Origin of the sequence: Amphibacillus sp. MSJ-3, assembly GCF_018919165.1 — a bacterium.
Lineage (GTDB): Bacteria > Bacillota > Bacilli > Bacillales > Amphibacillaceae > Amphibacillus.
Genome location: NZ_JAHLQM010000003.1, coordinates 1 through 15,932 on the forward strand (window position 1 = coordinate 1; position 15,932 = coordinate 15,932).

Annotated in this window: 10 protein-coding genes; 6 read left to right on the top strand and 4 right to left on the bottom strand. The window is 35.7% G+C overall.

Features of this window, described 5'->3' with window-relative positions; all coding sequences use genetic code 11:
* The first annotated feature begins 145 nt into the window (after window positions 1-145).
* The 5 genes from KQI76_RS01500 to yfcE all read left to right on the top strand — a co-directional run bounded on the left by KQI76_RS01500 (window position 146) and on the right by yfcE (window position 6,352).
* Window positions 146-1,096, top strand: a complete 951-nt coding sequence (locus KQI76_RS01500; protein WP_216398538.1) for an AAA family ATPase — start codon at window positions 146-148, stop codon at window positions 1,094-1,096.
* The gene (locus KQI76_RS01505) at window positions 1,096-2,343 is read left to right on the top strand and encodes a DUF58 domain-containing protein (protein WP_216398539.1); all 1,248 of its coding nucleotides are present in this window, start codon (window positions 1,096-1,098) and stop codon (window positions 2,341-2,343) included. Before KQI76_RS01500 ends, KQI76_RS01505 begins: the two co-directional genes overlap by 1 nt.
* On the top strand, window positions 2,343-4,544 hold the full coding sequence (locus KQI76_RS01510; protein ID WP_216398540.1) for a transglutaminase-like domain-containing protein: 2,202 nt from the start codon (window positions 2,343-2,345) through the stop codon (window positions 4,542-4,544). Before KQI76_RS01505 ends, KQI76_RS01510 begins: the two co-directional genes overlap by 1 nt.
* A 664-nt stretch (window positions 4,545-5,208) precedes the next feature.
* Window positions 5,209-5,751 carry a cysteine hydrolase family protein gene (locus tag KQI76_RS01515; protein ID WP_216398541.1) on the top strand — a complete coding sequence of 181 codons (543 nt, stop codon included), beginning with the start codon at window positions 5,209-5,211 and terminating at the stop codon, window positions 5,749-5,751.
* A gap of 58 nt (window positions 5,752-5,809) precedes the next feature.
* Window positions 5,810-6,352, top strand: coding sequence for a phosphodiesterase (gene yfcE, locus KQI76_RS01520; RefSeq protein WP_216398542.1), 543 nt, complete (start codon window positions 5,810-5,812; stop codon window positions 6,350-6,352).
* Between the two features lie 645 nt (window positions 6,353-6,997).
* On the opposite strand, the gene KQI76_RS01525 is transcribed toward yfcE, so the two are convergent.
* A complete protein-coding gene (locus KQI76_RS01525; RefSeq protein WP_216398543.1) occupies window positions 6,998-7,885 on the bottom strand; it encodes an alpha/beta hydrolase in 888 nt (295 codons plus the stop codon).
* 763 nt (window positions 7,886-8,648) lie between these two features.
* Entirely contained in the window at window positions 8,649-9,122 is a 474-nt protein-coding gene (locus KQI76_RS01530; RefSeq protein WP_216398544.1) for a nucleoside deaminase, read from the bottom strand.
* 264 nt (window positions 9,123-9,386) lie between these two features.
* Here KQI76_RS01530 and KQI76_RS01535 point away from each other — a divergent pair, with 264 nt between their 5' ends.
* Window positions 9,387-14,309, top strand: coding sequence for a lamin tail domain-containing protein (locus tag KQI76_RS01535; protein ID WP_216398545.1), 4,923 nt, complete (start codon window positions 9,387-9,389; stop codon window positions 14,307-14,309).
* A 614-nt stretch (window positions 14,310-14,923) separates the two neighbouring features.
* Here KQI76_RS01535 and KQI76_RS01540 read toward each other — a convergent pair.
* Together KQI76_RS01540 and KQI76_RS01545 are read right to left on the bottom strand one after the other, a co-directional pair.
* Window positions 14,924-15,049: a TcpE family conjugal transfer membrane protein gene (locus tag KQI76_RS01540; RefSeq protein WP_483860879.1), complete on the bottom strand. Its 126-nt coding sequence runs from the start codon at window positions 15,047-15,049 to the stop codon at window positions 14,924-14,926.
* A gap of 14 nt (window positions 15,050-15,063) precedes the next feature.
* Window positions 15,064-15,927 (bottom strand): hypothetical protein, encoded by an 864-nt coding sequence (locus KQI76_RS01545; protein ID WP_216398546.1) that lies wholly within the window; start codon window positions 15,925-15,927, stop codon window positions 15,064-15,066.
* Window positions 15,928-15,932: the final 5 nt, after the last annotated feature.

The following is a 15,932-nucleotide window of genomic DNA, read 5'->3' on the forward strand; positions in this document are numbered from 1 at the left end:
ATCCGTGGTAAGATGGGTGTAGGTCATTTATGATCACTCCTATTCTTCGTGGTGGAAGTATAGTAAGAGTGTATCATAAATGACTTTTTTAGTTGTCTAGCTTAATTTTACAATCTACGATTTATAAACGGGGGTCAAGTTGAAGATGAATATGAAACAACAATCAATAAATAATATAGTAACGAATATAAATAAAGTTATTGTTGGTAAAGAAGAAACAGTGATCTTAAGTTTAACTGCCCTTTTAGCTCGTGGCCATGTGTTGCTCGAGGATATACCAGGAGTCGGCAAGACAATGCTTGTTCGGGCACTTGCTAAATCTCTTAATTGCTCTTTTAATCGAATTCAATTTACACCTGATCTATTGCCCTCAGATGTAACAGGTGTGTCAATTTATCACCCGCACAGCCAACAATTTGAATATAAAAGAGGACCTATTGTTGGTGATATTATTTTAGCCGATGAAATCAACCGAACTTCACCGAAAACGCAATCCGCTCTATTAGAAGCAATGGAGGAGGGAAGTGTCACTGTAGATGGCGAAACGATTCAAATTGACCAGCCCTTCTTTGTGATGGCCACGCAAAATCCAATTGAATATGAAGGAACATATCCTCTACCAGAAGCGCAGATCGATCGTTTTTTACTCAAATTAAAAATGGGTTATCCGACCGAAATCGAAGAAATCGAGATGCTGGATATTACGAGTGGTATTCATCCAATTGAGACAATAACAGCTATAATCGAACGGGACGACCTAATTGATATGCAGAAAGAGGTAAGGGATGTCTACGTTGACCCAATTATTCAACAGTATATTGTTAAAATCGTACGTCAAACAAGAGAACATCCTGATATTCAACTGGGTGGGAGCCCCCGTAGTGCGATTGGGTTAATGGGGGCAAGCAAGGCATATGCCTATATTATGGGACGTGATTATTGTATCCCAGATGATGTGATCTATTTAGCGCCTTTTGTTCTAAACCATCGGATGCTTTTGACTCGAGAGGCGAATTATGAAGGCAAATCAGTTGATCGATTGATCCAGGATATTTTAAATCAAGTCGAAGTTCCAGCCCAAAAGGTATCAAACTGATGCGGAAAGTTGTCTATTTGTTGGTTAAGTTAGCCTTACTATTTGGTTTAGTATTGGTTTTGTTTAGTTATGCCATGTTTCAAGGTGGATTTGTGAGCTGGTTTTTATTTTATACTAGTTTACCTTTTTTAATCTATTATTTGTTCTTTATTTTTTATCCAATTAGGGACTGGCATGTGAAACGAGTAGTTGCGACTAGTCCGATTCAGGCGGGACAATCGATTCAGGTTCGTATAGAGCTAACAAGACATCTTCCATTTCCGGTTTCATATTTGATCATCGAGGATTTCCTCCCTGAATCTGCCTGCTCTTATTTTACCACTGATCGATGGGGGGAAATGCTGGAGAAGGGCAATATTTTACAACGTGAAGCAAGTGTTAAGCAGATGCTTTATCCCTTATTTCGCCGTAAACTTGAATATTCCTACGACTTGAATCATTTACCGAGGGGCAAGCATGCTTTTGAACAGCTTAGTTTAACGATGACTGATATATTTGGCTTTATCACTAAATCAATTGTTTTACCAACTCCATCGACTTTTCGTGTTACTCCCGCTAATCTTGATTTATATATACGATGGAATGATCAAGAAAATCGTTTTGGAGAAGGTTTGACAACAACTTTACAGACGGATCGTTCTAATTATATAACAGGAGCTCGCCCTTACATTTCTGGCGATCGACTTTCAGCGATTCATTGGAAAGCGACTGCTAGAACAGCCACATTAATGACAAAGGAATTTGAACAAGAATATAGTCGAGATGGTACGATTATGCTATTAGGGATGAAAGGTGGAGTTGCCTATGAGTGGCACTTATCCCTTTGTCAAACTATTTTAAAGGCATCTAATCGGAAAAATCGAAAGGTTGATTTTCTCCACATTGGTCATGGCCGGCCACTTATTTTAACCAATAAGAAACAAGCTGAATTAATGGATCCTTTCATAGCATTTAAACCAGGTGCAGATGAACAGAAGATGGATTCTGCGTTTACACATTATCAGCAATCTGTTGATAAAGGAGATTTTCTGATCTTATTTACAGATCAATTAACAAGTCGACTCGTCGAACAAGTGGTGGGCTTATCCAATCAGGTGAATCGGATCTCATTATATATAACAAAGCGACAAGCTGATCAAATAAAGCAAGATGAAGTACTTGAAACTAAATTGAAAAAGCATCGGATTCAGGTTTATTTATTAACGGAATTTGACCTGAAAAAAAGAAGAGTGGTGGTGAATATTTGATGAGAGGAAAAGGGCGTATTCAGTCTGGTAGTCAATTGTTAAACTTTATCGTTTATTTGCTTGGATTTATTTTAGTTATTGAATGGATTCGTCCTTTAAAGACAGTTACTGAATTAGGCCATCTTGATTTATTTGTTCTCTACGCCATTTTTTGTTTTGGCCTAACCTATCTCAAATGGCCAACACGGCTATCCTTTCTATTAAAAACAATTGTGCTGATCCTAATGATCAACCACACTTTTTTGCCGGGGCCAATTTTCAGTGACTACTGGTTTCGTAAACTTCAAATAGAATGGCAGATTAATTGGACAGCTCTAATGGCTGGAGACTGGCATCGGTTTACTGAATCTTTCCAAACCGCCTTATTTTTACTGATCATTGCGCTAGTCAGTTATTTACTTTACTTTTGGTTAATTACTATGAAGCGTGCCTTTGTCTTAATTGTTCTAACGATTGTGTTTGTAACTGTACTGGATACCTTTACTCCCTATCAAGCGGATCAAGCAATTATTCGGATAGCTTTAGCCGGTTTAATTCTGCTTGTGATTAATCATTATTTAAAAAGGGCCGAACAAAAACAGCTAACGACTGATTTCACCCGATGGTTTCAACGGATATTTATCCCATTTCTTTTGACCATATTTGCGATTGGCCTATTAAGTTATTTCGCTCCAAAATCAGATCCAATTTGGCCAGATCCGATCCCTTTTTTAAGAAGTACAGCTGAGGAGTATAATTTTAGCAATTGGGGGAAAACGCGTCGGGTTGGTTATGGTGAGGATGATCGTCGATTAGGTGGCACACTGGAAATGGATAATACCCCATTATTTTATGCTGAAACATCATTTGATCATTATTGGCGAATTGAATCGAAGGACTTTTATACAGGTCACGGCTGGGAAAGACAGAAGGCTTTAGATTTCCAACCTTATTTTGTGGGAGGCTTACAGCTAGTTACTCCAAGCTCAGATCAACCTTTAAGAACAGTATCCGTTCAATATTTAGAGGAAATGGACTTTAATAAACTTGTTTATCCCTATGGTTTGTTAGAAGTGAATCATCAAGAGATTGATTCTTTTGCCTATGATGAGGAAACAGGTCAAATTGAACCTGAAAATCCAGACATTAAACTCCAGACGGAAACTATTGAAATGACTTATTTATACCCGGATATCTCAATCGATCAGTTAAGATGGGCAAATGGGGCGATCCCCCACGATATCGCGTCACTTTATCTACAATTACCTGAAGAACTACCAGAACGGGTGATTCAACTGGCAGAGGAAATTACCTCAGATGAACCTACGCGCTATGATCGGGTACTTGCGATTGAATCTTATTTTGCTCAAGGTGATTTTACTTATCAAACAAGTCGAGTCCCTATCCCAAATGAACAAGAAGACTATGTTGATCAATTTTTATTTGAAACACAGGTAGGTTATTGTGACAATTTTTCAACATCAATGGCTGTGATGTTAAGAGCGATTGGAATCCCATCGCGGTGGGTGAAGGGTTTTACAAGTGGGGAACAAATTGAAGATTTATCTACGGATGATGAAGAGCGCTATCGTTATGAGATTACCAATCGTAACGCTCACTCATGGGTGGAAGTCTATTTCCCGGAAATCGGCTGGATTCCATTTGAACCGACGATTGGCTTCGATGGTAGCGAAATCCTATATGAAGAGCTAGATGAATCAAATGATCAACTTGAACAAGATATCGAAAACCAAGTGCAAGATCGGGAAGATCTAATAGAAGAAGATGAACAAGATACAATGATCCCCGAAGTAGATGACATAGAGCAAGAGGAAGAGGGGACAAGTTCAACCATTCGACAACTGAACTTTTGGCCATGGTTCTACGGTTTACTTATTGCCTTGCTAGCCTATCTTGTGACAAGGTGGAAGGCAATTTTAAAGCAAATCCTATTTTGGCGTTGGCCTTGTTTCGAAACTGAGGCCGATTTTAAAAAAGCCTATCAGATTTTGCTCTACTTATTACAAATAAAAAAATTAAAACGATCATCAACACTAACATTACACAGCTTTGCCCAGATGGTAGATGATACACTTGAGGTTGATTTAATGATGAAATTGACAGATCAATATGCTCAGCTTATCTATCGAAAAGACTATCAAATTGATAATAAACAGTTGTTATATGAATATTATCAAGATTTAGTCAAACAAATATTGTAGGGTGATCAGAAGCTTTGACTAGATGCTGATATGCTTTATCACAGATTGACTGACTTTAAAGCCCTAGATCAATCACACAAGGGCAACCACCGGATGATAATGGAGCTACTGAAAAAAGTAAAAATACCAAAAGTTTACGACTCACTTATCAGTGTTTTTTGGCCTTAAATTCGGATTATGTTACCCACCTAGACTATTAAAGTAGAAAAATGGATTGCTATAATTGGGATTGAATATTTAAACTTTCTAAGCTGAATCGGTTACATTAAGTTGGATGGGATTCCTGAAGGTTAGTTATGAATAAGTCATAGCCTGCTTCTAAGTATGAAAAATAAGACAAAACGACAATGCCATATATATTCCAAAAATATTTAAAGAACAAAGGATAGATTCCAAAATCCATTATTCGAAAATATAAATGTATAGAATAGGCTTCATCTCACTCGGAACATAAGTGATGTGGAGCCTTGTTTACTTTAGATATAAAGCGGTGAAGATTTGCAATGGTCAATTCTGCTAGTATAATATGAACATAAGCAACAGGGATAAAAGTAAAATCAGATAAATAACAATGACTTCAGAAGGACTAGAGTGGATTTCATAGATTACGGTCAATATAAAAAGTTATCTGGTAGCTAAAGAGATGATAAGGAGCTGAGTGGTAATGGCAAAAGAAGCACTATTAATCGTTGATATGAGTAATGATTTTGTTGCCGATGATGGTACCTTAACAGTAGGTAAGGCAGGACAGGAAATCGTACCTTATATTAAGGACTTGGCAACAAAGTTTTTGGCAGAGGGAAATATTGTTGTTGTTTCAATGGATGCACATCAACCGAACGATCCTCACTTTGATTTATGGCCAGCACATAATGTTGTTAATACAGAGGGACAAAAATTGTATGGAGAGTTAAATGATTGGTTTCAAGAAAATAAGGACAATGAAAATGTCATCTATGATCCAAAAACGAATTATAATGCCTTCTTTAAAACCGGATTGGCTGAAAAATTAAGAAAAGAGGGTGTGGAAAAGGTACATACAGTTGGAGTGGCAACAGATATTTGTGTCTTTTCAACGGTTTCAGGGGCAGATGCAGAAGGATTTAAAACGGTAACTCATAAAAGAGGTGTCGCAACCTTTACCAATCTTGGTGAGTCAATGCTAAATCATATGAAGCGTTGTTTCCATACTGAAGTGATTGAATAAGCAAGAATTAAAGTAGTAAATAAGAATTTACTTTTTGTAAGAAGGACAGGTGATAAAAGTGAAATTAGGTTTTATTAGTGATAGTCATGGTGGTTTCGAGGATACGGTCGAAGCGCTTGAAGGACTCAAAGATGCGGAACAAATTTGTCATATTGGTGATGTACTCTATCATGGTCCACGTAATCATTTGCCGAAAAACTACAATCCTAAAGAATTAGCAAATCTACTGAAGTCGCGCAAGGATATCGTCTATGTTCGCGGGAATTGTGATGCGGATGTGGATGAAATGGTGTTAGCACAGGACCTTTCATTAAAATCCCGCGTGATCCAATTTGATGGTCATCGATTCTATCTTGTTCACGGCTATGAAGAGACAGAAGAAGAACGCATTCAACAGGCAAAAGAACATGACTGCCAAGTGGTTGTTTCTGGTCATACTCATGTGAAGGTGCTAGAGAAGAAAGATGGAGTCATTGTTCTTAATCCAGGTAGCACGACGATACCAAAAGACGGTTCACGTTCATATGCTTATTATCAAAACGGTGAAATTATTTTATTTGATTTAGATCAGGGAAAGGTGATTAAAACAATCGTACTCTGAATGTTATAAAGTCAAAAAAGAACCAAAGGCTTTTAAAAGTTTTGAAGTATTTGTTTATCTAATTTCCAATAGAAGACTCTCATCTTATGGAACTTGTAAGCAAGGCCCAGTGAGTAAGTGGGAGATCAACTGACGGTCTGATTGGTTTAAGGGCCTTTAGGTCATACCATTGTAGTAGTAACAAAAGTTCTTGCTGGGATGAATAACCACAAATCAATGCGCTGGGACGAGTAACCGCAAATGTCTCCGGTGGGACGAGTAACCGCAGTCCCAGTCCCAGTCCCAGTCGCAATCAGTGGGGATAGGGGAACGCGGACTAAACCATCACATTTGTGGTAATGTCTGCATGATCTAGGTCCTGTAGACCAACCCTCACTGATTGAGTTTCGCTTTAACGCAGTGTAACTGTCAGTAAGATTCCACTTTAGAAATTTGAAGGAAAGTAAGCATTGTAAGTGGGAGATCAACTGACAGTAAAGTCCCAACTTCCTATAGTGACATAAAATTTCGAAGTCCTTCATAGGGTGAGTTGGAAGGGAAATTACATCTGCTTTTAAACAATTTTCAAAAGTTTTGCATGAACACAGTCTGGAAATGGATCATATTGATATTTAACTATTAAATTTCCAACTTTTTAAAAACATATTAAAAGTTCTTTTTGAAAAACCTTTCTATCGCGTCCGCTGCTTCAATACTCTCCTGACGATATGGATTTTGGAAACAAAATGTGTGTCCTAGTTTTTCTTCCCTATCAGTCAGTTCACATGGAATATTATTTTCAGAAAGTAGTTTTTCTATTTTATGCGCATCTTTTCTTAAAAAATCCCCTTTTGCAGTCAATATATATACGGGAGGGTAGTTTTCAGGCACAAAAACATCCGGAAAATAGAGGTCATAGTTTTCCTTCCCATAGTCGTCCCTCAAAAACTCACGGTAGCTTGGAGCCACAAGATAACCCATGGGATTCATTGATCCAATTGAAGGTGAGATAACAGCAAGAGCTTTAAACTGCTTAAATGGAAATGCCTCCACAGCATAAGTATCTAGCAACTCCTGACTATTTGCTATACTTGCAACCATCAATGTCAACGTAGCCCCAGCACTGTCACCGTAAAGATAGATATGGTCTTTATTTCCATAGTAATCACTGATATTGTTGTATACCCAGTGAATTGCAGTAAATAGATCAGAAATAATATCTTTAAAACGTACTTTTCCATCAATAAGTGAATAATTTACACTCACAACAACAAAACCTCGTTTTGCCATGTATTTATTAAATATCCTGTTAACCTCTTTCGATCCGCATATAAATCCTCCACCATGGATGTTGATAATGACATTTAGTTTATCAGTGGTGTTTTCCGGATAATAAATATCAAGAAGATGACTTTCCATTCCGTCATCTATGTATGGTATATTGATGATCTCCTTTACACCATTCACGTCTTTCTGTCCGGCGATATGCACCTTAGTCTTCTCATCTATTTTTCTAGCCAATCTCTTCAAATATGCCAAATGTAATCTCCCCATGATCTCATTCCCCCTTTCTAGTTTAAACATTTGAGTTCAGAGTGTTTCATTTCTGTTTAATTATATGCAATTATATCATTAATCTTTGTATGTCTTTATTTTCAATTATAATTGCATCAACTTCATAAAAATAAATTTCCTCTTTGGGCACAATCTAATTCTTACGCTCTAACTAGTTAAATAGGTTTTGATCACTAGGATTCATTTACCCTGTCAGGTTGGGGTGTAGTCATCAGCGCACACTCGGCAAGCCAAAAAGGCCATAATTAGTAGGTTGTCGTCATGGCTTTTTCAATCTATTTCGGTTTAACCCGGAAGACCTCTCCTTTTCCTATAGTGACATATAATTTCGAAGTCTTTCATAGGAGAGTTGGAAGGGAGATTACATCTACTTTTAAACCATTTTCAAAAGTTTTGCTGAGCGCAGTCAGGAAATGGATTATATTGATGTTTAACTATAAGGCTTCCCACTTTTTTAAAACACAAAGAAGGAAACTTAGTCCCAACAATATATAAAAAGAAGCCGAGCTACTATTTGAGTTACAAAAGTAGAAAAGTGCTGTCACAAAACTGCTGAAGGTATATTAGCGGATCAAATAACTAGGACACAAGCTGGTAAAAATGGTAGGGGGAAGGTGAATCATTCCACCCCACCAATCAGAATCTCCAGATAAAGATCTAGTAAAATTTGTTGCATTGTTATTATCAAAACTTAATTTAAAATATTGTTTAACTCACGAGCAGGCAAAGAGATTCTATAAAACTATTTATCCTTACTAGAAAAATAACTTTCTAAGAGTTGAACCCCTTTTTCCCGAAGAACCCCACCGGTAACTTCAGGTGTCCAGACAGAATGTTGGAATACTAAAGAGCTTGGAGCTTCCTCTTTTTCTCCTAAAATCTTGTCTAAATCCTTTGCATAAGCACTAAATACCAAACGACCTAATTTAGACCATACCATTGCACCTGAGCACATGAAGCAAGGCTCACAACTAGAATAAAGAGTATACTCTGAAAGATCCGATATCTTATTTTCTTGACAGAACCTGCGGATCAGTCCATGTTCAGCATGAAAGGTAGGATCGCTCATCGTATGAATTTGATTTTCATTTGTGAAGACAATCGTATTATCTTTTACTAGTACTGCACCAAAAGGCTCATTACCTTGCTTTTTAGATAATTCAGCTAAAGATATTGCTTTAAGTGTGAATTGTTCATCTATCTTTTTTAAATCCAAAAAAAACACTCCTTTCTCCTATAGTATACAATACCATCAATAGAGTTAACAAACTAACTTTCGCTATGTCGGATACTGGTAACCAATTTATGTTGATTTGCAATTATTTTATGAAGAATTTACAAGATATTAGCACTTAGTTAACACGGTGATTGTAATATGGATTACTGAAGGGAGGGAGAATGGTTTATTTTTACCGGTAGAAATTATGGGAATTAGTTACTATTAGTTTAACTAAATGTGCACAAAGGAGTATGAAATTATATGAAAAGGATTTTATCAATCGTTCTAATTATATTGCTTGTGAATTTATCATTTACGAATACTATTTTTGCTTTAGATAAAAATGACCAAAGAAGTAAAATAGATAATGAAGCATCTTTTCCAATATTAATTACGGAAGTTTATCCTGATGATAAATCGAATGAGGGAGAAATAGATGGTGCTGGGAATAATGATTTATTTGAATTTGTAGAAATCTATAATAATACAGATACAGACATTGATTTTAATAGTTTATATAAAATTAGATATAATTACATTAACAATATAAAGGATTTAAAAGTAACGGCAGTAGATGATGCAGATCATTTAGAGGCTATTATACCTGCAAATAGTCCTGCGGTACTATGGGTGGAACGGACAAATAGTAATATTGTTGGTTCCGCTAGCGAATTAACGGAAGAAGATTTTCGAACCTACCATTCCATTCCGGATGAAGTGCCTGTATATAAGCTCCGGGGGCAGGATGGACTAAATAATAGTGAGCGTGGATTCTTAATTACAAAAAAAGATGATCCTGATGCTATTATTAGTGAAGTTTTTTACACGAAAGACGATGTTGGTGATGGACTAAGTTTACATACTAGAATTCCGAGAAATGGAACGCTTCTAGACAACTATATTCAAAAAGGTGAACCGACACCTGGACAGATTGAAAACGAACAATTAATCCCGATAGAAAATATAGATCCAGTTATCAATCATGATCCTATACAAGTGATAGAAGTTGATACTGATTTAATAGTAAGTGCCAATGTGACGGATGAAGATGGAGATCCATTAATTGTTACATTGAATTATAGGTTTAATAAAAAGGATAGTTACACGAAAGTAGAAATGGAGTTGGGTTCTGACAATTATTATACACATACAATACCATCAGATCATCTTGTTGGTGATAGTTTTTATTACTATTTGGAAGCAACAGATGGCAAAACAGCTGTTCAGTCAGAAGAATTCAAATCTTCAATAAAAGTACGGGAGGAAGATTACGAAATACCTCGTATTCTGATAACGGAAATGGCTCCTAACCCTTCTGGAGATTATCGTAAGGGGTCTGGTAATCAATATGAATTCATTGAAGTATATAATAATTCTGACGAAGTACTAAATTTAAAAGGTTATACCTTATTTTATCTATATCCTGATTCAACGAATACAAAACAATGGACATTTCCAGATGATACGGCCATTGAACCATACAATACAGCAATTATATGGTTTGCTAAGGAAGCAGTAAGTGCAGGATATACCAAGGTAGAAGATTTTAATACACATTTTAATTCAACATTGGCAGAAAATGATGTTATTTTCTATGATAATAGTGAATCATCTGATTTTAATTTGCCAAATTCATTACATCGAGGATTTGCTATTTCAAGTTCTGATCATTTAGATGATATGATTGTTGAAGCTTGGTATGATGCAACAGCATCAGGGGAAGACAAATTAATAGGTGAAGTAAGAAATAGTGTCATTCGATATACTTATCCTAAAAACGGAAAAGAAATGAAGCGATTGGATACACGACCATTTGCCAACCCTGGAAATATTGATAAGGGTCAGGTGCCTGAGGTAGAAGGAATAGATGTTGTAGCTCCAAAGATGGACTATAATCAGGGAAAGTATAACATAGAGAAAAATAATGATTATCGTATTACATTTACGAGTGAAAAAAAATTAGAAAAAGCTAGAGTCGTTTATGGCGATGGGGATACAGAGAAGACAACTTTTACAAATGAGATAGATGCAGAACTATTATCAGAGGAAGCTGGCACATTCACGTATGAAGCCGCATTGAATATCTCGGATCCAGGCGTTTACCGTTATATGATTGTTGGGGAAGATGGCAGTGGAAATACTACTAAACTTCCGTACAATTCACTAGGATATTCTTTAACTGTACAAGATGAGATGGGAGATATTCCATTACCAGATAAAGGTCTATCCATCAATGATGGTGATATACTTCATAAAATGGTCTCACTTTATGCGTATGGTAGCCAATTTGATGATCGTTTTGAAATGAAGATGGATAATAATCCACTAGATTTAAAACGGGCATTACCTGGTATCGTTAAATTTGGTTTCCAGGCAAATGGAATTGACCATATTTATCAAACCTCTGCAAGTGCAAAAAATCCAGCAGGAGAAAGAGAATATTTTGCGAGACTTTTACCGAAATATATTGATAACGTGTGGTATTCTTATGAAATGACACCTGACTACTTTGTATCTGGTAGTACTGTATCGATTCATGCGGGTAGTGAAAATGTACCATATGACTTAGATGTTCATGAAGAACATTTTAATAAAACGAACTTTGATGATTTTAATGTTAAGAATATTCATATCGAATTACCAGACGGTACAATGGTTATGCCAAAGGAGACAAAATCCTATTTAGGTAATAAGTCAGTAACGACTGCACCATATATGGAAAACATTTTCTATAGTATGGGTGATGGTGGTGCGCCTACAAATACTAACTTTAACAAACCAATGAAGATTGATTTTGAATTTGATATACCAGAAGATAAGTGGACGGCTAGATATGCGGAAATTGATACTACTGCTTATGCTGATGGTGTTTATGAACTTGAGTTAAATGTTAATAGTGATTTTAGTGAATCAATATCTGTAACGGTAGATAATACAGACCCAAATATCAAGGGTATTACATATGGGGAAAATGATTATGTAATAGACGGGGAAGTTTTAAAAGGTAAGCTAGTTTTTGATGTTGATGCAGAAGATAATTTAACTGGTGTTCATAAAGTAGAGGCAACACTTGATGGTGAAGAGATTGAACTTCCATATGAAACATCATCTGCTAAATTAGCAGAAGGTGAGCACGAAATTTTTGTAACGGTATATGATGGTGCTGGTAATGAAACGATTGATTCGGTCACCTTCCAAATTGGAACAGAAATTCCGAATGAACCCGAATCTGTTTCACCCGAAGATGCTAAAGATCTGCTTGAAGACAGCGTGAAGTTAGAGGCAACGGTTACGGATCCAACTGGAGATAGAATGGACGTACAATTTTTAAAAGGTTATAAGTATGATTTTACAAAGGGGTCTGGTGTGACAGGTTATACTTATAATGCGGATCGTGAGCCTCCTCTTACATTGGAGTCAGCTGGGGAAGAAGTAATTAATGAAACCGACCAAGCTAAAATTGCCTCTGAAGATGGAGAATATTTGGTAAGTGATACAACTTCGGGATTTCCATATCATCGTTTCGAAGTTGAAGTAGATGAAGAAATTGCAGACGATAGTGTTGTGGAATTGTATTGGAAAGGAAAGACATTGCCAAATCGAATCGTCACTTTGTATGGCTGGGATTATCAAGCTGGAGAGTGGACTGCATTAAAATCTGCAACTGGTGAAAATGAGGAAAGTGATATCATTTTAACGGCAGAAGTAGATATTGCTAGATTTGTTAAAGATGGAAAAATTCAAGCAATGGTGCAGGATGAAGTTAAAAATCCAAATGATCCATTTACGATGTTATGGTGGACAGATACTCAATTCTATGCAGAATATTACCCTGACATTTTTGATCAATTAGGTGACTGGATTGTTGATGAATATGAAAATGGAACGTTTGAATACGCCATTCATACTGGAGATCTTGTAAATGTAGCTGATAGTGATGCACAGTGGGAAGTAGCTGATCGTAATTTGAAAAAGCTTGATGATGCTAATGTTCCATACGGGGTACTTGCTGGAAACCATGATGTAATAATTGATGGAATTGATTACTCTTACTACCATAAATATGTAGGGGCTGATCGTTATAAAGATAATCCTTGGTATGGCGGTGAGATGGATAATAACCGTAACCACTATGACTTAGTTTCGTTTGGTGGACATGATTTTATTGTGTTGTACTTAGGGTTCGGGACAGAAGATACAGAAGAAACCATCGCATGGGCAAATGAAGCATTAGAAAAACATGCCGATCGTAACGCGATTTTAGGTTTGCATGCCTATTTAGAATATAATGCTACTTTATCAAATATGGCGCAAAATGTATTTGATGAAATTATCGCAACAAATGATAATGTCATTATGGCAATAGGTGGACATTATCATGGGGTTGCCAAGAGAATTACAACAGTAACAAATTCAGATGGGACAACAAGAAAAGTTATTGAAATGTTGGCAGATTACCAAGGGGGACCAAATGGCGGGGATGGCTATATAAGGCTATTGACATTTGATCCAGTACAAGAAGTTCTTGATGTCGTTACGTATTCACCAATTTTAGATGATTATAATTTTTTTGAACCTGAAATTGATTCATTTCAAGAAGGTATCCAATTAAAGGATATTAATAAAAGGGTTGCTACTGATTATTTCAGTGTTAATATTTATACGAATGAATTAATAGGTTCTGTAGAAAATGTTGCATCTGGGGATGTCGTTTCAACAGAATGGAATGGTCTAGAATCTAATAAAGATTACTATTGGTATATGAATATTATAGATGAATATGGTGCGACAAGACGCTCTGATATATTTCATTTTGTAACTGGGGAAATAAATCATCCTTCTGACAATGAGGAACCTGGTGATATTGACGGTGAAGAAGATAATAAAGACAATGTGGATCCAAGTGATGACAGTAATAAAGGCGATGGGGATCACAATGATATGGAAAATATAGATGGCTCTCAGAATACTGTTGAAGATGATCCAAAAGATGATAATGATATTGAAAGTGAAAATGATATGACGGACCGACCAACTGAGAAAACCGAAGCAGAAGATGGCGATGTTAATCATTCTCTACCAAGTACAGCAACAAACATGTACAATTGGATCATTATAGGTTTAGCATTATTAATCATTGGCTTAGGCGTATATTTTGTTAGACGAAAGAAGCTTGCTAAATAAACTACCTTTAGGTAGGATCAAATAGAGGTCTGAAATGGACCCCTTGTCAAGGACATTTAAAAAAAGGACCTTAAGCAACCCAGATAAAATTTGCTCCCTGTAATGAACAGGGGGCAATTTTTTATATTCCACTGTCCACGTTCATCATTGTAATAATCAATATAATTTATCTACAACCGCTCTTAACTCTTCTAGATTTTCACAATCTTTATAATTGATTTCATCCTTTCAATATCCAAAAAACGACTCCTGCAGGGTATTATCCTTAGATACTGAAAATTGTATAAAATAAGGGACTTAAAAAAGCTCCCACAATTACTTGACACAATCGAAAGTTTTATAGAGCAATTGGACAAGTGTCTTGTATGGTATAATAACGAAAGAATTAAACAACCATTGGGCGGGATGAGTATAGTGGAACACCGTAAAATGATAAATTTCGCCCCATAAAATTACTTAGATTATTGAAATATCATTACATTAATAACTATTTTAATGGTCCAAGAAAACATCCGCACCGCCAAGTGTACATTTAGACTTGACGGTTACAACATATTTGAGTAAAGCTCTTTCAATCATGGAAAGGGGAGGGAGATTCCCAAATAAAATGATTACTAATAATGACACGACAGCCATGTCATTTGTGTGAAGGTCACAGGAAAGGGAAGCTGTAAATCGTTGATGGCATAGAAGACTTTTTCGACCGACCAGATACTGCTGTAACTTCTTATCTTTTTCAATAGTATTCTTCTTTCTAAATTATTCTATATTTTTTCTCATATTTGAGTTTTTTTTCTCGATTATATTTTTTAAAAAAACACTTTTCCTCATTTTTTTGAATGACAAAGACTTTAAAATCAACGAATCGCCCAAAAAATCTAAACGAAGAATTTATTATATTCAAGTTATTTTGTGGATTCGCTGTAGAAAAAATGAATATTTCTTTATATCCCTTTTCACGGACAAGTTGGATGGCTTCTCTAGTTTTTTGAACAAGTTCCTTATTCACGTATCGTCTGTCACTGAGATTTGATGTAATTCTTATTACTGAATTAGTGTTGTACTCAGCGTCTATTTCCTCATCTTTAAGAAAATAGGTATCAGAGATAATGAAGTTAATCTTTTTAGGATCATTGACAATAATAGAGTCTAAAGTGACTTCTACACCATCAGGTACTTCATCGTAATGCTCCATCCACATATCAGGGACAATAGAATTAAAAGTTGATCTCAAGACGATTTTATACTGCATCTGAATAGGTATTCCAGCTAATTGTATTTTATCATAACCTAAGATATTTGAAGCAATCCAAAAGAGAGCGTAGTAAAAATTATAATAAATATTACTATTTGAATTAAATATTCGATCTTTATTTTGTTTTTTAAAAAAATTTAGTAAAATTATTAATATTAGTATGCTGAATAGATACGTGATATTAATATTTAAATATTTCAACATTTCTATTGCTAAGTTATACTCCCGTTCATTCTTTAAAAGAATTTGTAATCCTATATTTGTCATTTTTGAATCAAATAAGAATATAGGAGAAAGGGGCAAAACAATAAGCAGCATGAGTGGAATCAATATTTTCCAAACTATAAATATTATTTTTTTCATGATGT